The sequence below is a fragment of the Leucobacter sp. CX169 genome (assembly GCF_017161405.1).
GTDB lineage: Bacteria > Actinomycetota > Actinomycetes > Actinomycetales > Microbacteriaceae > Cx-87.
In genome coordinates this window covers 2,316,252-2,334,873 of the sequence record NZ_CP071051.1, presented here as the reverse complement: position 1 = coordinate 2,334,873, position 18,622 = coordinate 2,316,252, and the positions used below count along the sequence as shown (strand labels likewise).

General features: G+C 69.1%; 15 protein-coding genes. 3 read left to right on the top strand and 12 right to left on the bottom strand.

Annotated elements, in window-relative coordinates; genetic code table 11:
* Nucleotides 1-78 precede the first annotated feature (78 nt).
* The 6 genes from JW030_RS10670 to mtnA all read right to left on the bottom strand — a co-directional run bounded on the left by JW030_RS10670 (nt 79) and on the right by mtnA (nt 6,491).
* Nucleotides 79-603 carry a cupin domain-containing protein gene (locus JW030_RS10670; RefSeq protein ID WP_241095424.1) on the bottom strand — a complete coding sequence of 175 codons (525 nt, stop codon included), beginning with the start codon at nt 601-603 and terminating at the stop codon, nt 79-81.
* Nucleotides 600-1,514, bottom strand: a complete 915-nt coding sequence (locus tag JW030_RS10665; protein WP_188046266.1) for an ABC transporter permease — start codon at nt 1,512-1,514, stop codon at nt 600-602. The genes JW030_RS10670 and JW030_RS10665 overlap by 4 nt, the downstream gene beginning before the upstream one ends.
* On the bottom strand, nt 1,511-2,647 hold the full coding sequence (locus JW030_RS10660; RefSeq protein ID WP_188046267.1) for an ABC transporter permease: 1,137 nt from the start codon (nt 2,645-2,647) through the stop codon (nt 1,511-1,513). Before JW030_RS10660 ends, JW030_RS10665 begins: the two co-directional genes overlap by 4 nt.
* Nucleotides 2,644-4,230, bottom strand: coding sequence for an ABC transporter ATP-binding protein (locus JW030_RS10655; RefSeq protein WP_206348558.1), 1,587 nt, complete (start codon nt 4,228-4,230; stop codon nt 2,644-2,646). Before JW030_RS10655 ends, JW030_RS10660 begins: the two co-directional genes overlap by 4 nt.
* Before the next feature lie 102 nt (nt 4,231-4,332).
* Complete coding sequence (locus tag JW030_RS10650; protein WP_188046268.1) at nt 4,333-5,391, bottom strand: BMP family ABC transporter substrate-binding protein; 1,059 nt, start codon at nt 5,389-5,391, stop codon at nt 4,333-4,335.
* 59 nt (nt 5,392-5,450) lie between these two features.
* A complete protein-coding gene (gene mtnA, locus JW030_RS10645; RefSeq protein ID WP_188046269.1) occupies nt 5,451-6,491 on the bottom strand; it encodes an S-methyl-5-thioribose-1-phosphate isomerase in 1,041 nt (346 codons plus the stop codon).
* Between the two features lie 449 nt (nt 6,492-6,940).
* On the opposite strand from mtnA, the gene JW030_RS10640 reads away from it, so the two are divergent.
* Together JW030_RS10640 and JW030_RS10635 are read left to right on the top strand one after the other, a co-directional pair.
* Nucleotides 6,941-8,230 carry a PhoH family protein gene (locus JW030_RS10640; protein WP_241095627.1) on the top strand — a complete coding sequence of 430 codons (1,290 nt, stop codon included), beginning with the start codon at nt 6,941-6,943 and terminating at the stop codon, nt 8,228-8,230.
* Nucleotides 8,231-8,362: 132 nt separating this feature from the next.
* Nucleotides 8,363-9,529 carry an acyl-CoA dehydrogenase family protein gene (locus JW030_RS10635; protein WP_188046271.1) on the top strand — a complete coding sequence of 389 codons (1,167 nt, stop codon included), beginning with the start codon at nt 8,363-8,365 and terminating at the stop codon, nt 9,527-9,529.
* Nucleotides 9,530-9,659: 130 nt separating this feature from the next.
* On the opposite strand, the gene JW030_RS10630 is transcribed toward JW030_RS10635, so the two are convergent.
* Complete coding sequence (locus tag JW030_RS10630; RefSeq protein ID WP_188046272.1) at nt 9,660-10,154, bottom strand: tetratricopeptide repeat protein; 495 nt, start codon at nt 10,152-10,154, stop codon at nt 9,660-9,662.
* Between the two features lie 297 nt (nt 10,155-10,451).
* Between JW030_RS10630 and JW030_RS10625 the strand changes: the two genes are divergently transcribed.
* Nucleotides 10,452-14,093, top strand: a complete 3,642-nt coding sequence (locus JW030_RS10625) for a phosphodiester glycosidase family protein (protein ID WP_188046273.1) — start codon at nt 10,452-10,454, stop codon at nt 14,091-14,093.
* A 227-nt stretch (nt 14,094-14,320) separates the two neighbouring features.
* On the opposite strand, the gene JW030_RS10620 is transcribed toward JW030_RS10625, so the two are convergent.
* The 5 genes from JW030_RS10620 to xseA are packed head-to-tail and all read right to left on the bottom strand — an operon-like array spanning nt 14,321 to nt 18,613.
* Nucleotides 14,321-15,727 (bottom strand): class II fumarate hydratase, encoded by a 1,407-nt coding sequence (locus tag JW030_RS10620; RefSeq protein WP_188046274.1) that lies wholly within the window; start codon nt 15,725-15,727, stop codon nt 14,321-14,323.
* A 57-nt stretch (nt 15,728-15,784) separates the two neighbouring features.
* The gene (locus JW030_RS10615; protein ID WP_188046275.1) at nt 15,785-16,459 is read right to left on the bottom strand and encodes a carbonic anhydrase; all 675 of its coding nucleotides are present in this window, start codon (nt 16,457-16,459) and stop codon (nt 15,785-15,787) included.
* A gap of 10 nt (nt 16,460-16,469) precedes the next feature.
* Nucleotides 16,470-17,120: a DUF4245 family protein gene (locus JW030_RS10610; protein ID WP_188046276.1), complete on the bottom strand. Its 651-nt coding sequence runs from the start codon at nt 17,118-17,120 to the stop codon at nt 16,470-16,472.
* 2 nt (nt 17,121-17,122) lie between these two features.
* The gene (locus JW030_RS10605) at nt 17,123-17,356 is read right to left on the bottom strand and encodes an exodeoxyribonuclease VII small subunit (protein ID WP_188046277.1); all 234 of its coding nucleotides are present in this window, start codon (nt 17,354-17,356) and stop codon (nt 17,123-17,125) included.
* A 9-nt stretch (nt 17,357-17,365) separates the two neighbouring features.
* Nucleotides 17,366-18,613, bottom strand: a complete 1,248-nt coding sequence (xseA, locus tag JW030_RS10600; protein WP_188046278.1) for an exodeoxyribonuclease VII large subunit — start codon at nt 18,611-18,613, stop codon at nt 17,366-17,368.
* Nucleotides 18,614-18,622: the final 9 nt, after the last annotated feature.

The following is an 18,622-nucleotide window of genomic DNA, read 5'->3' as shown; positions in this document are numbered from 1 at the left end:
AGGGTCAATCGCTGCAACACCCTGCCGGAGGGGTGCATTTTCGCATTCTCTCGCCGGCGAGGCGGCGGAGTGGGACAGCTAGCGGGTGAGTTCCGCGATGCGGCCGGCCGCGGCGGGGTAGGCGGCCGTGAGCGCCGCGCGCTCCCCGAGCACGAAGCCCTCCCAGTTGAACGCGGGCGCCATTGTCGTACCGATGAGGCACCATTCACCTTGAGGGGAGGATCCCTGCATCACCCCAGCGGGAACGACGATCTGCGGCAGCTGACCGGCTTCCGCGTCGGGGCCGAGCACGGGTTCTTCGACGCGCCCGTCGGGGTGCAGCAGCAGCAGGCGCAGGGCGGACCCGGCGTGCCAGTGGTACACCTCGACGCCGTCGAGGCTGTGCAGCGCCGAGAAGTCCGGGTCGGCGAGCAGATACAGGATCGCGCTCGAATGCTCGTCGAGGTAGGTGCGGCGGTAGAGCCCGCCCTCGTGCTCGAGCGGTTCGAGCTGCAGGCGCTCCGCCCAGGCCACGGCCTCCGCGGGTAGCTGCACGGCCTCGGCCGCGACGTTGTCGACCGTCACGACGGCAGGATCCTGCCCAGAGTTCACCGCGCCACTCACGCGAGCTGCGCCTGACGGGACTTACGGAAGCGGGTGCTCATCAGGATCAGCGCGATGAGCGTAATGACGTACGGGCCGGCATCGGTGAGCTGCTGCGGCAGGCCAAACGCCTGCAGGCGGAACCCGATCGCGTCGGCGAAGCCGAACAGGAGCGCCGCGCCCAGCACGCCGACCGGGTGCGCGCGGGCGAGCATGACCACGACGACCGCGATCCAGCCGCGGCCTGCCGACATGTTCTCGGTAAAGCCGACGACGTTTCCGAGTGCGAGCTGCGCGCCGCCGAGGCCCGCGAGGGCGCCCGAAGCGACGACCGCCCAGAGCTGGTACCGCTGCGGGTTGACGCCCATGGTGGAGGCCGCCAGGGGGCGCTCGCCGACGCCGCGCAGGCGCAGGCCGACGGGCATGCGGAAGAGCATGATCCAGAGGGCGGGGACGAGCAGCAGCGCGAGGTATCCGAGCGGGGTCAGCGCGAAGAGCGCGCCGATCCAGGGGATGTCGGCGAGCACGGGGATGCGCCAGACCGGGATGCTGTCGATGCCCGGATCCTGGAACGAGCCCTGCACCTTGAACATCGCGACGAGCAAGAAGCTCGTCATGCCGACCGCGAGGATGTTCATCGCGATCGCGAGCACGATCGGGTCGCCCTTGCGATAGACCGCCCCGTAGCCGAGGATCAGCGAGAACAGTGCACCGGCCATCATCGCGACGATGACGCCGATCAGCCAGTTGTGCGTGAAGAACGAGGCGGCGACGCCGGCGAACGCGCCGACGAGGAGCATGCCCTCGAGGCCGATGTTGAAGACGCCGGCGCGGTCGGCGATCATGCCTCCGAGCGCCGCCAACAGGATCGGGATCAGCGAGCGGAGGACCGACGAGATGAGGTCCTGATCAAACACATCGAGGATATTCATCGTCCCGCCTCCGTGGCCGTGGTTTCGGGTTGTTTCTTGCGGAAGCGGGGGAGCGCGACCTTGAACGCGAGCAGGATGATGACGAGCGCCTGGATGACTGAAGCGATCTGCGGGGAGAGCCCGAGCTCGCGGCCCATCGCGTCGCTGCCGACCATGATGGCGGCGAAGAAGACGCCGGCGATGACGATGCCGGTGGGCCGGTACAGCGCGAGCAAGGTCACGAGCAGCGCGGTCCAGGCGTAGTTGGTCTGCAGGAACTGGCCCTCGATGAGGCGGGTGTTCGGCGCCCCGATGACGAGCAGCATGCCGAACATGCCGGCGAGGCCGCCCGAGATCGCCATCGTGCGCAGCACCAGCGGGCCGGGCTTGACCCCGGCGTAGCGGACGAACTCGGCGTTCTGGCCGCTGAGGCCCGACTCGAAGCCGTAGCGCGTGCGGCGGTTGACGAAGATCGCTCCCAGCACGACGATGATCACGATCACCAGCGACCAGTTGACGCTCGTGAGGACCGCAGTCACGGGGCTCGTCGGTCCGAACGTGTTCCGCAGCACCTCGGCGAATGCCGAATCACGCGGCACGAGCATCGAGAGCTGCACCTCGGGGCGGACCTGCTCGCTCGCGACGAGGTCAGAGGTGGGTTCGTCGAGTTTGAAGCGGATCATCCACGAAGAGAAGTAGCGCGCGGGATAGTTGAGCAGCAGGGTCGAGAGCAGGATCGGGACGCCGAGCAGGTTCTGCAGGGCGGCTGCGATGAGGCCCCAGAGCGCGCCGGTCGCGATCGCCACGACGAATGCGAGCGGGACGATCAGGGCCGCGGGCCCGGGCACGTAGATCGCCACGATGCCGCCCGCGAGCGCGCCGAGGCCAGCCTGGCCCTCGGTGCCGAGGTTGATGATGCCGGCGCGGAACGCCACGGCGATCGCGATGCCGATACCGATGATCGGGATCGCGCGGGCGAGGGTGTTCGCGAAGCCAGCGCCGCTGCCGAACGATCCGGTGAACATGGCCGCGTACCCGCTCAGCGGGTCGACCCCGGCAATGAGCATGAGGCAGGCGCCGATGAGGAACGCGAGGATGACGGAGACGGGGATCGGGCCTGCCGCCCAGCGCCCAATCTTTCGCAGGACGGTCACTGTGCAGACTCCTTCGCGGTGGCGGTGCCGGTGGCGGGGTTGAGCGCGGCTGCAAACGTGCCGGGTCGGTGCCGCGCCTCGGGGGCGTGCCCGGCCATGTACAAGCCCAGCAGTGCTTCGGTGGCGTCGGCCTTCGGGACCTCGGCGACGACGCGGCCCTCGAACATGACGAGAATGCGCGAGGAGAGCGACATGATCTCGCTCAGCTCCGCGGAGATGAGTAGGAGGGCGCCGCCGCCGTCGCGATACTCGCAGAGTTCGCGGTGGATCGCCTCGATGGCGCCGATATCGACGCCACGGGTCGGCTGCTCGGCGATGAGCAGCGGCGAGCGGTAGTCCAGCTCGCGTGCCACGACGATCTTCTGCAGGTTGCCGCCCGAGAGTGTGCCCACCGCGGTGGTGGGCCCGGCGATTTTGACGCCGAAGCGAGCGATCAGGCGCTTGGCGTGCTCGAGCATGGGGCCGCGGGCCAGGAGGCCGCGGCTGAGGATCGGCGCGCTCCGGTGGTGCCCAAGCGCCAGGTTCTCGATCGCGTCGGCCGTGCCAGCGCTGCCCACCCCGTGCCGGTCCTCAGGGACGTAGGCGATGCCGCCGTCGCGGCGATCGGCGATGGACGCGCGGCTGAGATCCTGCCCCTTCACGGCGATGGTGCCGGCGGAGATCCCACGCATGCCGATGATGGCCTCGGCAAGCTCGACCTGCCCGTTGCCAGCGACGCCGGCGATGCCGACGACCTCGCCGGAGCGCACGAAGAGGCTCGCCTCGGCGACGGCGGGCCGGCCGGCGCCGGGCACCGAGAGTCCGGCGACGTCGAGCACGACGTTGCCTGGCGCGTTGGCGGGCGGCGGGGTGCTGAGGTCGACGTCACGGCCGGTCATGTGCCGGGTGATCTCCGCGGGGGAGCTTTCGGCGGTGACGAGGCTCGCGACATTGCGGCCGTCACGCAGCACGGTGACGCGGTCCGAGATCGCCATGACCTCGTTCAGCTTGTGGGTGATCAGGATGATCGTGCGACCGTCGGCCTTGAGCGCGCGCAGCACGTCGAAGAGGCGCTCGGTTTCCTGCGGCGTGAGCACGGCGGTGGGCTCGTCGAGGATGAGGACCTGGGCATTGCGGTAGAGCGCTTTGACGATCTCGACGCGCTGGAGGACGCCCACGGGGACCGAATCGACGCGGGCGGAGGGGTCGATCGCGAGGCCGTACTGCTCGGCAATCTCGGCGACCTTGCGGTTCGCCTCGGCTCGGTTGATGAGCCCGCGCTGAGTCGGTTCGCTGCGGAAGACGACATTCTCGGCGATCGTCAGCGAGGGAAAGAGCTTGAAGGATTGAAAGACCATGCCGATGCCGGCATCGATTGCGTCGAGGGGCGAGGCGAAGTGCTGGCGCTCCCCGCGAATGAAGATTTCGCCCTCATCGGGCTGGTACACGCCGGCGAGCATCGACATCAGGATCGACTTGCCGGCGCCGTTCTCGCCCATGAGCGCGTGGATCTCGCCCGACTCGACCTCGAGGTCGACCTGGTCGTCCGCGAGGACGCCGGGGAATCGCTTCGTGATGCTCCGCATCGAGACTTCGACGGTCACATGCGCTCCTTTGGATGGGAAGACAGAACAGGGTAAAACATTACCGAAGGCGCTGCCCGGGTGTCTGTGACAACCTGGGCAGCGCCTTCGATGCGGAGCGATTTAGGCCAAGGGATCCGTGACCTTGATCTTGCCGGCGACGATGTCATCGAACGCCTGCTGGACCTGCTCGAGGACCTCAGGGTTCTCCATGACGGTGCACTGCGAGTCAGCTGCGTCGTCCGTGAGGCTGACGATCGTCATGCCGCCCTCGGCCAGGCCGAAGGACGTCGTCGCGTCTGCCGCGCTGGTGCCGTCCATGATCTCGCCGACCACGGTCTCGACGACCGCGTTCACGGCCTTGATCGAGCCGTCAACGACGAATCCGGGGGCCAGCGGGCACTGGTTGGTGTCGACGCCGTAGGCGAAGAAGCCCTTCTCGGCTGCGGCCTCCATGATGCCGGGGTTGGCGGCTGCGCCAACGGCGAAGACCTGATCGACGCCGGACGCGGCATAGGCGAGAGCCTGCTCCTTGGCGCGGGCCGTATCAGCGAACGGGTTGTCGCCGCCGATGATCTGGGGCGCGACGGTCTCGACTGCGGGGTTAACGCTCTTCGCGCCCTCCGCGAAGCCGCCCGAGTACTTGGCGAGCAGCGGGATGTCGAGCGACAGGACCGAACCAACCTTGTTGGCCTCGGTCAGCAGGCCGGCCTCGACGCCGAGCAGGTACGACGGCTCCTGCTCGCGGAAGGTTGCCTGGTACAGGTTCTCAGGAGCGCCCTCGACGAAGGTGTCGATCAGGAGGAACTTCTGCTGCGGGTTCTGCTCAGCGAGCTCGAGCGCGACGTCGCCGAACTGGAAGCCGAGCATGACGACGACCTCGGGTGCCTCGGCGATCGCGGCCTCGAGGTGCGAGCGACGAGTTGCCTCGTCCTTGCCCTCGAAGGTCTTTGCTGTGCCCTCGAACTCGGTGGCGACAGCTTCGATGCCGTCCTTGCCCGACTGGAGGAACGCGTTCTGGCCGATGGGGTCGCTCGTGATGTAGACGAACTTGGGGCCGTCCGCGGGGGCTGCATCGCCCGAATCAGCCGAGCCGCCGCCGCCGCACGCGGTGAGGGCGAGGACGGACAGAGCCGCGGTCGCAGTGAGAGCCGCCTTGGCGCGGCGCGAGGAGATGATCATGCGATCGATCCTTTCATGGGGGTCATTGTGAGGGAAAACCTACGGAAAAACTGCTGAGGCTAGGGGGTGCGCGTGGCGCCGAGGGGAACCGAGTCGAGCGTCTCGCCGCGATCCAGGCGGATCACGCGGCGGTCGGTGACGATCGCGGTGATGAGCTCGTGCGGGGTGACGTCGAATGCCGGGTTGACCGCCTGCGTGCCCTCGGGCGCGGTGCGGGTGCCACCAAAGCCGCCGACCTCGGCGGAGCCGCGGTCCTCGATCTCGATGTCGGTGCCGCTCAGGGTGAGCATGTCGACGGTGGTCTCGGGGGCGACCACGATGAAGGGGACCCCGGCGTGCTTCGCTGCGAGCGCGAGCGAGAACGAACCGATCTTGTTCGCCGAGTCACCGTTGGCCGCGATGCGGTCCGCGCCGATGAAGACGGCGTCGGCGATTCCACGGGACAGCAGAAACGGGCCGGCCGAGTCGATGAGCAAGCGGAAGGGCGCACCCATGCGCTGCAGCTCGAACGCGGTGAGGCGCGCGCCCTGTAGCAGGGGGCGGGTTTCGAGCGGGAAGGCCTCTTCCAGCGCGTCCTGTTCGAGCAGGGTCTGGATCACGCCGAGCGCGGTGCCGCGCTCGACGGTCGCGAGGCCGCCCGTGTTGCAGATGGTCATGATGCGCAGCTTCTCGCGGTCGACGAGCTCGCGGGTGAGCTCAGCACCGTACTGGCCCATCGAGATGCACGCGGCGATGTCCTCGTCGCGGATGTTCAGCGCCTCGGTGAGCACGGCTCCCGCGCCCTGCTCGAGCACAGTGAGCGCGCGGTCGACGCCCCACGAGAGGTTCACCGCGGTGGGGCGTGCTTCGCGCAGCAGCGCTGCCTGGCGGCGCGCCTCGTCGATGTTCAGCGTGCCGGTTTCGTCCGACTCGTTCGCCGCGATGAGCGCGACGCCGAGGGCGCCTGCGACACCGAGTGCCGGGGCGCCGCGGACGGCGAGCCGCTGAATGTCGTCGATCAGATCGTCCAGGGTCGTGACCCGGCGCATCTCGATGGTGTGGGGAAGCAGGGTCTGATCGATCAGCTCGATCGCTCCGTCGGCCCAGTCGATAGTGCGCACGCACTCTCCGTCTCTGCAAGCGTTGCCTCGGTGGCGCGCGGGCGCATAGTGGCGGCCCCCGCACCGACGTTTGACAACGGCGGTCATTCTGGCGCAGACGCGCCCGAGGAATAGGCTACTCCACCCGCGCAGATTCCGCGCGTCGAGCGGGCGAGCGCCCAATCCGGTGTTGTCTGACAACTACACCTGGCTGGTGCAAAATCCCCGAACGTTCACCCAATCCCCGCGCGTGTCCGGCTCGAATTGTCACCTGCCGGGCGTAGCGTGTGTGGCATCGGGCAGGGCGCCCGACGAGGCGACTCTATGAACCCTCGACCCACCGGGATCGGTCGTCTCACTGACCCGGGCTGCGGCCCGGATTGGGAGGAACCGTGGCGACGATGAGCGAACAGGATCGGTCCATACAACGCCCTCAGGGGGACGACCGCCCAGCCGCGAGCGAACGCTCAATGCAGGCGGAGCGCACCTATGTGGTCGACACCTCGGTATTGCTGGCCGACCCGGGGGCGCTGTTCCGCTTCGCGGAGCACTCGGTGGTGTTGCCGATCGTTGTGGTGAGCGAGCTCGAGAAGAAGCGGCACGACCCCGAGCTCGGCTTCTTCGCACGCCGCGCGCTGCGCCTGCTCGACGAGCTGCGCGAGAAGCATCTGCGCCTCGACTTCCCGGTGCCCGTCGGCGACCAGGGCGGCACCCTGCGCGTCGAGCTCAACCACTCCGACCAGAGCCTGCTGCCGAGCGGTCTCCGCCTCGGCGACAACGACACCCGCATCCTGGCCGTCGCCCAGAATCTCGCCTCCGAGGGATTCGACGTCACGGTGGTGTCCAAGGACCTGCCGATGCGGGTCAAGGCGGCCGCGATCGGCCTCGGCGCGGAGGAATACCGGCATGAGCAGGCCTCGAACGCCAGCTACTCGGGCATCGTCGAGATTCGGATCGACGAGGCCGAGATGTCGACGCTGTGGGACGAGGAGAAGCTCGAGAACGTCGAGGCGATCGCCGGCGAGCCGCTCGGGTCGGGCGTCGTCCTGGTCTCGGACCGCGGCTCGGCGCTTGGCCGAATCACCGGGGCGGGCGCCCTCAAGCTCGTCCGCGGTGACCAAGAGGTCTTCGGGGTGCACGGCCGCAGCGCGGAGCAGCGCCTCGCGATCGACCTACTGCTCGACCCGTCAGTCGGGATTGTGTCGCTCGGCGGGCGGGCGGGCACCGGAAAGTCCGCGCTCGCGCTCGCCGCGGGGCTCGAGGCGGTGCTCGAGCGGCAGCAGCACCGCAAGGTGATGGTGTTCCGTCCCCTCTACGCGGTCGGTGGCCAGGAACTCGGCTACCTCCCCGGCGACCAGGAGGACAAGATGAACCCCTGGGGCCAGGCGGTGTTCGACACGCTCGGCTCGATCGTTTCGGAGAACGTGCTGAACGAGGTGATCGCGCGCGACCTCGTCGAGGTGCTGCCGCTCACCCACATTCGCGGGCGCTCGCTGAACGATGCGTTCGTGATCGTCGACGAGGCGCAGTCGCTCGAGCGGAACGTGCTGCTGACGGTGCTGAGCCGCCTGGGCCGGAACTCGCGCGTCGTGCTCACCCACGACGTCGCGCAGCGCGACAACCTGCGGGTGGGGCGCTACGACGGGGTCGCCGCCGTCATTGAGCGGCTGAAGGGCCACCCCCTCTTCGGGCACATCACGCTCACCCGCTCCGAGCGCAGCGAGATCGCGGCGCTCGTGACGGAGCTGCTCGAGGACTAGGCGCCCGGCGCGCGGCGGGTCCGGTCCGGCGGCTCTGAACTCGTCAGATCCTGCCGACCGGCTCCTGCCGGGCAGCATCCCGCCAGACAGGATCCTGCCCGGCGAGCCTTCGCCCGGGCGTAGGCTCGGGGCATGGCTGCGACATCCCGGGACCCGTTCACGAACAAGCTGCTCGAGACCTTTCGCGAGCGAGCGGCGGGCTATGACGCCGACAACCGGTTCTTTGCCGAGGACCTGGTGCACCTCGGCATGGCGGGCTACCTCGCGGCCCCGGTGCCGGAAGAACTCGGCGGGGCCGGCCTGTCTCTCGCCGAGCTCGTGCGGTCGCAGCGACGGCTCGCGGCGCACGCCCCGGCGACCGCGCTCGGCGTCAACATGCACCTCGTCTGGGTACAGGTGGCGCGGTTCCTCCACGACCGGGGCGACGATCGCCTCGATTGGGTGCTGCGCGACGCGGTCGCGGGCGAGATCTTCGCCTTCGGTATTTCGGAGGCGGGCAACGACGCCGTGCTGATGGACTCCCGCTCGAGCGCTGTGCCCGATGGCGCGGGCGGCTATCTCGTGAGCGGCACCAAGGTCTTCACGACGCTGTCGCCCGTGTGGACGCGGCTCGGGCTGCATGCCCGTGACGACAGCGACCCCGACGCGCCCCGCGTGATCTTCGGCTTCGCGCGGCGCGGGGGCGCCGGGGTGCGTGCCGCCGATCGTGGTGGGCCGGGCATTTCCCACCCGGGGCAGTGGAATCCGCTCGGCATGCGTGCAACACAGAGCTGGGCGACCACGCTCGATCAGGTGCCGGTCGCGGCGGAGGACGTCGCCGGGTCCATCGCCCCGTTCGAGCCCACCGACCCGATCGTGCTCGGCATCTTCGCCTCGTTCTCCGTGCTCACCGCCGCCGTGTACGCGGGGATCGCGGACCGCGCGCTCGAGCTCGCGACCGAGGCGGCGCGCCGGCCGGCCGGCGACGGGATCCGCCTCGACGACCCGGACACCGCTGCCCGCCTGACCGACGCGGTGCTCGAGCACCGCGCAAGCCTCGACGCGCTCGAGGTGCTCGCGCGCGACGTCGATGCGCGGGCCGACCGCGACGACTGGTTCCTCGCGCTCGCCGCAGCGAAGAACCGGGTGACGGACGAGGCGAGGCGCGCGGTGGACGTCGCGATGCGCTTCGTCGGCTCCCGCGGGTTCCAGGCCGACTCCGAGCTCGCCCGGCTGTACCGCGACGTGCTCGCCGGGATGTTCCACCCGTCGTCTGCTGCGTCACTCGCGTCGACGGTGCGGCGCGGGCTGGCGGGATAGCGCGGCAGCTCGGCTCCGCTCGGCTGCCGCGCCGCTTCCGCTCCGCCGCAATCGAGAGTTCACAAGCTGTGGGTGCTGAGGCATGCGCACCGGCAGATAGTGATCCCTCGATCGGGATTGACCGCTTCGATCAGCGGGGTGCGCTACCGCCCGCCCGCAGCTCGGCCGCATAGGCCGTGAGCGAGCGGCGGTAGCGCGGCAGCGTCGGCTCCAGCGCCTCGAGCGCCACGGCCAACGCGTCTTCGACTCGGCCCGCCGAATGTAGGCAGAGCGCGAGGAATGCCTCACGGGCGGCGCCCACCGACGCATCGGGCTCCGACGCGGACAACACCGCAACGGCCTCGTCAAAGCGGCCGAGGTTTCGGAGCGTCGATGCGTACTGGACGTCGAGTTGCGCGCGCTCGGGGCCGGCCAGCCCGAGCTCGATCGCCCGTTCGTATTCGGCCGCCGCTTCCGCCTCGAACCCGGCCGAGTCGTAGGCGCCGCCGAGTTCGAACGGCCCACGCGGGTCAGTGGACGGCAGCTCCGCCGCGAGCGCCAGCATCGCGGCGAGCGTCTCGGCAGGATCCTGCCCGCTGTCCCAGAGCTCGTCGACTCGTCGCTGCCATGCATCCTGATGGTTCATGCGTTTGACGCTATCAAGTGGCGGCGCGGGGACGGCGCAGGGCTGAGGTCCCGCAGGATCGCATCGCGGTCCGCTCCAATACGTTCACCTGCTGCGTCACTTCGGCGCCGCCGCCCCTCGAGCCTCGCGCATACCAGACCAGGGCAAACGACGACGTTCAGCGGAAGACTCTTCCCGTTTGCCTGCGCGACAGCTTGCATCCCTACGGTGGATGCGGCGCCCAGGTCGAGCACGCACCGTGCCCTGCCGCGAAGGTTCAGGGGCGCCGCGACATCTCGAAAGGTCTGCGGTCTTCTTGTGACTTGGTTCTCCCGATCAACTGTTCGAACTATTCTGACGGCCGGGCTCTGCCTCGGCATTCTCGCGAGCGGGGCGTCGCTGACGCAGCCCGCGTTGCAGCACCCGGTCTATGCCGCGCCCGATACCGGCGGGCTCGAACTGGGCGGCGCAGGCTCCAGCCTGCTGCGTGCCGATACCCGGACCATTGCGCCGGGGCTCAAGGCCACCAGCTTCGACCGGTTGCAGGCGCAGGGTTGGGTGACCGGTGACGTGCTCATCGCCGACCTCAGCACCCCGAGCCTCAGCCTCGACGTGCGTGACTCCGGCGCGCTGTCGCGCCCGGCGCCCGTCACCGAGCACACGATCGGCGGGCAGGCGGTCGCGGCGATTAACGGTTCGTTCTTCGACATCAACAACTCGGGTGTCGCGTTCGGCACGAACGTCTCCTCCTCCGAGGGAGTCAAAACCGCGAGCGGCACCCCGACCGAGAGTCTGACCGTAGCGAACGGGCTCGCGGCGGTGCAGGCGATGAGCTCGGCGGCTACCGTTGACATTGGCGGCACGAGCCACGCGGTGCCCTCGGTCAACAGCATCAGCATTCCCGTGGACGGCCTCGGGTACTTCACCCAGATGTGGGGCGAGTACCCCCTTTCTCGCGCGATCGGCGGACCGGCGAACATCGACCCGAAGTTTCTCCGGGTCGAGATCGCGGATGGGAAGATCGTGCGCACGAGCGCGGATCTCGCCGAGCTCACCGCGCCGGCGTTAATCGGATCGGGCACTTCGGTCCTGCTGGCCCGCGGCGCGGCGGTGGATCTCTTTGCGAGCGCGCAGCCGGGTGACGCGGTGCCCGTGACGGTCTCGGCGAGCTCCGATGTCGACGTCTCGATCAGCGGCAGCCAGCGGCTTCTCCGCGATGGAGTCGTCACGGGCGCGGCCGGCACCGGCGAGCCGCGCACCGCGGCGGGGGTGAGCGCCGACGGCAGCACGATCTACATCGTGTCGATCGATGGCCGCCAGAGCCACTCGCGGGGCATGGCGCTCGACGAGCTCGGCCAGTTCATGGTGGAACTCGGTGCGCACAACGCGGTCAACCTCGATGGCGGCGGCTCGAGCACCCTCCTGATGCGCGAGCCCGGGACGAACGAGATGAGCATCGGCAACGCCCCCTCCGACGGCAACCTGCGCAACGTGCCGAATAGCCTCGTGTTCTCGTCAACGGCGGAGTTCACCGGCGTCGCCGACGTGACGGTCACCCCGGAGATCAGCTCGGCACACGCCGACGCGGTCTTCCCGGGGCTGAGTCGCACGGTAGCCGGCACGGGGCTCGACGCGAACCGCGCGGCGACCCCCACGTCCGGTGAGTTCTCGATCGGCGGCGCCAACGCGACGATCGCCGCTGTCGACGGCGACACTGCGCGGGTGACCGGGCAGACCCCGGGGCGCGCCTCCGTGTCGTTCACGGCCGAGGGCAAGACCGCCTCGAGCGAGCTGCGCGTGCTGGGCGCGCTCGAGCAGCTGCGCGCCAGCAAGAGCGTGATCGCCCTGCCCGACGGCAACACCACCGCGACGGTGCAGGTCACGGGCATCGATCGCGACGGGTTCTCGGCACCCATCGAGACCAGCGACCTCACCGTTGCCGCGGGTACCGACGTGCTGGTCGAGGCCACGGGGACCGACACCTTCACCATCACCCCGCAAACCGCGTCGGGTGCGGTCACCGTATCGTTCTCGGCCGGCGGTCACCGCGTCGACGTCGCGGTGACGGTCGGCCTCGAGGAGAAGTCGGTCGCCGACCTGGGCGACGGGGCGGACTGGACCTTCCGTTCGGACCGTGCAACCGGTCAGCTGAGCCCGGCAACCGGGCCGAACGGCGAGGCCGCGCTCAAGCTGACGTACGACTTCGGCAGCTCGACGGGGACGCGCGGCGCCTACGCGGTGGCTGCCGCACCGATCAGCATTCCCGGCCAGCCGCAGGCGATCACGATGTGGCTGCACGGTGACGGCAAGGCCACCTGGCCGCGGTTGCAGCTCAAGACCGGTGCCGGCACGACGATCAACCTCGACGGGCCGCACACCAGCTGGACCGGTTGGCAACAGGTCACCTTCCCGGTACCGACCGGCACCGCGTTCCCGTTGACGCTCGAGCGCGTTCGCATGATGGAGACCTCAGCGGCGAAGCAGTACCGCGGCGAAACCATCTTCGCGGGAATCACGGCCGTGGTGGCCCCCGACGTGGCACAGCCCACGACCGCGACGGTGCACGACCCTCTCGTGGTGACCAACGGCACCGTGGACGGGCGAGCGCAGCGCATCGCGGTGATGAGCGATGCGCAGTTCGTCGCGCGAAATCCCGAGGGACAAAACGTGCAGGGCGCGCGTCAGACCCTGCGTGAGATTCTCGCGGCGAAGCCTGAGATGTTCGTCATCATGGGAGACTTCGTCGACGAGGCGGCGCCCGAGGACTTCGACCTCGCCCGGCGGATTCTGGACGAGGAGATCGGCGATCAGCTGCCGTGGGTATATCTCCCCGGCAACCACGAGGTCATGGGCGGGCCGATCCAGAACTTCATTGACGAGTTTGGGCCGACTAAGACGAAGCAGCAGCTGGGAAGTACCCTGATCATCACGCTGAACACCGCGGATGGATCGTTCAACCGGTCCGACTCCACGCAGATGAACTTCCTCGAGCGGGCGCTCGAGGACGTGGCGGACGACTCGAGCATCACCGGCGTGCTGGTGTTCGCGCACCACCCGGCGGACGACCCCAAGGCGAGCAAGGACAGCCAGATCTCTGACCGCCTGGAAGCGCGGAAGTTCCAGGCCCGGCTCGCGGAGTTCCGCGCGGACACTGGAAAGTCGATCGCGGCAATGAATGGGCACGCCGGGGTCTTCCACGCGACGAGCTTCGACGGCGTCTCGAACCTCCTCACAGGAAACAGCGGCAAGAGCCCTTCGGGGTCCCCGTCGCAGGGCGGGTTCACCGGCTGGGCGATGCTCGGCATCAACCCCGGGGCGGGCGTCGTCGGGAGCGATCCTGCCCCCGTCACGAGTCGGACCAACTGGCTGCAGGCGGAGGTCAAGCCGCGCGTAGATGAGCTGACCCTCGGAGCCACCGCAGCGATCCCGGCGGCCATGACCTTGGGCGACACGATCACCATCGACGCGACGCTCACGCAGGACGGTGGCCGGGTGGTGCCGGTGCAGTGGCCGATGAGTGCGCTGTGGGCGGGCGACGCCGTGGTGATCGACGACGGCTCGGCCGAGGAAGCCGCGGCGGGGAAGTCGTCGGTGAGCCGCGCCGAGGCAACGGCCGCCGGGGTGCTGCGCTTCAACCCGAACACCGGCCAGCTGACCGCGACAGGCGAGGGCACGGGCACGCTCACGCTCTCCGTGAACGGCAATACCGTCGAGCACACAGTCGCGGTGGCCGCGGCGCCGGTCGACCCGAACGTTCCGCCGGTCGATCCGACAGTTCCCGGCGACGGCGAGCAGCCCGGAAGCGGTGGTTCGGGTGCCGGCGGCGGCACGAGCGGGGCAGGATCCTCGCTGGCCGAATCCGGCAGCGATGAACTGCAGCCGTGGCTTGCCGGGGCGCTCGGCGCGGCGTTCCTGGGGGCAGCCGCCATCGTGTTCGGCGGAAGGCGCAAGCGCGCCTAACCGCGCAATCGTCTGAGTCACCGCAGTGGTGCCCGGGGTCGGCAAGACTCCGGGCACCACTGCCGTTTTTCGGCCCCTCGAAGCCACCGTTGGCGGTTGGCGCGGCAACCCGGCCCGTTGCCGGCACGAGGGCCAGCCGGACGACCCGGCCGCGCGGGAAACAACAGGGGCCGAGATCCCGCAGGATCCCGGCCCCAGCCGCGACGGTTCTCCGTCGCCGTGCAGAACTACTTTGCGACGCCCGGGTGGGTCATCGAGAGCAGGTCGAGCGCCTTGTCGAGGTCGGCCTCGGTGACCTCGCCGCGCTCGACGTAGCCGAGGTCGACTACTGCGTCGCGCACCGTGATGCCCTTGGCGACCGAGTGCTTCGCGATCTTCGCGGCCGCCTCGTAGCCGATGAGGCGGTTCAGCGGGGTGACGGTCGACGGGCTCATGCCGGCCAGTGCCTCGGCGCGCTCGAGGTTCGCGACCAGGCCCTTGACAGTCTTGTCGGCGAGCACGATCGACGCGTTCGAAAGCAGGCGGATCGACTCGAGCAGCGCCGTGCCCATGACGGGGATCTGCACGTTGAGCTCGAAGGCTCCCGATGCGCCGGACCATGCGATGGTCGCGTCGTTGCCGATGACCCGCGCGCAGACCATGAGGACGGCCTCGGGGACGACGGGGTTGACCTTGCCGGGCATGATCGACGAGCCGGGCTGCAGATCGGGGATGTGCAGCTCGCCCAGGCCGGTGTTCGGGCCCGAGCTCATCCAGCGGAGGTCGTTGTTGATCTTGGTCAGCGAGACCGCGATCGTGCGCAGCGCACCCGACGCTTCAACAAGTCCGTCGCGGTTCGCCTGCGCCTCGAAGTGGTTGCGCGCCTCGGTGATGGGCAGGCCGCTCGACGCGGCGATCTCGGCGATGACCTTCTCGGGGAAGCCGAGGGGGGTGTTGATGCCGGTGCCGACGGCGGTGCCGCCCTGGGGCACCTCGGCGACGCGGGGGACAGCCGCCTCGACGCGCTCGATGCCGTAGCGGATCTGCGCGGCATAGCCGCCAAAGACCTGGCCGAAGGTGACGGGGGTCGCGTCCATGAGGTGCGTGCGGCCCGGCTTCACCGCGGTCGCCCACAGCTCGGCCTTCTCCTCGAACGCCTCGGCGAGGTGCGCGAGCGCGGGCTTCAGCTGCTCGATGAGCGCGCCCGTGACGGCGATGTGCACCGAGGTCGGGAAGACGTCGTTCGACGACTGCGAAGCGTTGACGTGGTCGTTCGGGTGCACGGGGGCGCCGAGGTGCTTCGTCGCGAGGGTCGCGAGGACCTCGTTCATGTTCATGTTCGACGAGGTGCCCGAACCGGTCTGGTAGGTGTCGACCGGGAACTCGCCGTGGTGTGCGCCGCCGATGATCTCGTCGGCGGCGGCCACAATGGCCTTCGCGATGTCTGCGTCGAGCACGCCGAGCTCGCTGTTCGCGATGGCGGCGGCGCGCTTGATGCGCGCGAGCGCGACGATCTGAGCCGGCTCGAGGCCGCTGCCCGAGATCGGGAAGTTCTCGACTGCGCGCTGCGTCTGTGCGGCATAGAGTGCGTTCTTGGGCACACGAACTTCACCCATGGTGTCGTGCTCGATGCGGTACTCGATCTCTTCAGTCACGTTGATCCTTAGTTTCGGCGGAGTGTCGGGGGAGGAAAAATTTGGGGGACGAGCTGCCTAGGCCGCGTCGTGGATGTCGATATCGAGCGTGCCGACGGCGGTGTACGGCACCGCGCGGCCCTCAACGAGGCGATACTGGCAGCCGACGATCGCGAGCTCGCCGCGGTCCACAGCGTCGCTAATGACCCGGGAGTTTCGCAGCAACTCGTTCACCGTGGCAGCAAGGTGCATGCGCCCCACCGCGTTCGCGTCGATCTGGGAGGCCTCGGCGTAGGGGCTCTCGTGGTGATCGCGGTGCCAGTACTGCTGCACGGCCGGCTGGATGGGCGCCAGGGTGTTGCGCACCGAATCGGTGACCGTGCCCGGCGTGCGGCTTGACTGGTCGATCGCCGCGGCCACCGCGCCGCATGAGTCGTGCGCAAGGACGACGATGAGTGACGAGCCCAGCTCAGTCACCGCGTACTCCATCGATGCAGTGATGGACTCGGCCACCACGTGCCCCATGTTGCGCGCGATGAAGAGGTCGCCCAGGCCACAGTCGAAGATGATCTCGGCCGCGAGGCGCGAATCTGAGCAGCCGAAGAGGGCGATGTCGGGCGTCTGCACGTTGACGAGCTCGGAGCGACGATCAACGTCCTGGTTCGGGTGGTTCGAGGTGCCGGCGATGAACCGGTCGTTCCCGGCACGAAGCGTGTCCCAAGCGACCTGTGGCGTGACGCGCTGCTTCGACATACGTGCTCCTCTATTTGCTGGGGGTGAGGCCCGCCACGGCGCGCTCCGCGAGGAGGCTGATCGCGTCGGGGGTGTCGGTTCCGTAGACCAGGATCGTAGCGTCGCCCGCCTCGGTCTGCAGGGCAAAGCTCGCGTTCGTCTTGTCGAGCTCGGTGGCGCCCTCGTGGTGGTCATAGACCGTCCAGTTGAAACCGCCAATCGTTGCAGCGCCCGTGGCCGTCTGCTTCTCAAGCTGTTCGGCGATCCAGGTGTCGTTCGCCCCGAACGCCTGCGTGACCGCCGCGAACTGCTCGTTATCGGTCGTGTAGCTCAGGTACCAGTAGGTGATCTTGTCGGTTTCGGAGTAGCGCAGCTCGGCCTGCTTCGCGCGCCAGCCGTCCGGCACCTTCGGGGCAATGAGCTCGTGCCCGGCGCTTGCCGAGGCCGCGGCTGCGAGGGACGCCACGTCGATGTCACGGTGCTCGGTGTTCCCGACACCGCGGGGGACCGCGAGGAAGATCACGGCGACGAGGCCGAGGGAGACGAGAAGGGAAAGGACGAGGTTGTTGACCGTCTTTCGCTCACGGTACAAGCGGCTATCGCGCGTCTTGCGTGCGTGCGTCTCGGCTGCGGTTTCGGGGCGTCCAAGCTCGGCAACAACGGCCTTCGTCTTGCGGCTCATGCCTACTCTGCGTCCCTCTCCGGGGTGTTGGCCACGCTCTTGCGGGCCTCTTCGAGGCGGCGGCGTGCGCCGAGCAGCCACTCTTCGCAGCGCGCGGCCAGCACCTCGCCGCGTTCCCAGAGCGCGAGCGACTCTTCGAGGGTCGCGCCGCCCTGCTCGAGGCGGGCGACGACCTGCACGAGTTCGTCGCGCGCGTCTTCATAACTCAGCGTCACGGGATCTGCGGGGGAGGCCATAGGGCAAGTCTAGCCGTCGGTCCCGACAGGGAGATCTATGCGTCCGTCGGACGTCGCACCCAGGCGCCCGCCCGCCACAGCGAGGCGCAGCTCGGTCCCGGCCGGTGCATCGGCAGGATCCCGCAGCACGGCGCCGCTCGGCAGCTGGGCGATCGAGTATCCGCGCTCCAGCGTCGCCTGCGGCGACAGCGCGCCCAGCCGGGCGCGCAGCTCGGCGAGGACGGTGCCTGAGTCGCGGACCGTGCGCTCCGCGAGCTCGGTGCCGCGAGCGATCCAGCGCGTCAGTTCCTCGGCACGCTCGTCGATGAACCGCTCGGGCCGCGCGAGCACCGGGCGCCCGCGCAGCTGCGAGATCCGGTCGATCTCGTGCGAGACGAGCTGGCCGAGCCGCGTGCTCATGCGGCTGCGCGCCTGATCGATGCGGGCAAGTTCCTCGCCGACATCGGGTACCACGCGCTTCGCGGCGTCCGTCGGGGTCGAGGCGCGCAGGTCGGCGACCTCGTCGAGGAGCGGCCGATCGGCTTCGTGCCCGATCGCGCTGATGATGGGGGTCTGCGCGGCGGCGGCGGCGCGCACGACGCGTTCGTCGCTGAAGGCCAGGAGGTGCTGGAAGTCGCCGCCTCCGCGGGCGATGATGATGACGTCGACCTCGGGGTCCCGGTCAAGCGCCTCGATGCCGGCGACGACCTCGGCGGGCGCCTTGTCGCCCTGCACCGCGGCGTAGTGCAGCCGGAATTCCACGCCCGGCCAGCGGAGCTTCGCGTTGCGCAGCACGTCCTGTTCGGCATCCGAGTTCTTGCCGGTTATCAGGCCGATCCGGTGCGGCAGGAAGGGGAGGGGGCGCTTGCGGGCGGCGTCGAACAAGCCCTCACTGCGCAGTTGCTGGCGCAGCCGCTCGAGCCGCTCAAGCAGGTCACCCACGCCGACGTGGCGCAGGTCGTGCACTTGCACTGTGAGGCTGCCGCCCTTCACCCAAAAGTTCGCCTTCACGAGCGCGACGACGCGGTCGCCCTGTGCGAAGTCGCCCGAGAGCTTCGACAGCACGGAGTTCCAGACCGAGAGGCTGACCGTCGCGTCCTCGTTCAGGTCTTTGAGCTTGCCGTAGACGTTGCCGCCGCGGACCTGCCACTGGGTGAGTTCGCCCTCGATCCAGACCATGCCGAGCCGGTCGATCCAGTCGCGCAGCTTCTGGCTCATGAGCGCGACCGGCCACGGCTCCTCGCGGGTGGAGGGTGCGGTGACGGAGACGGGACTCATGCAGCGATC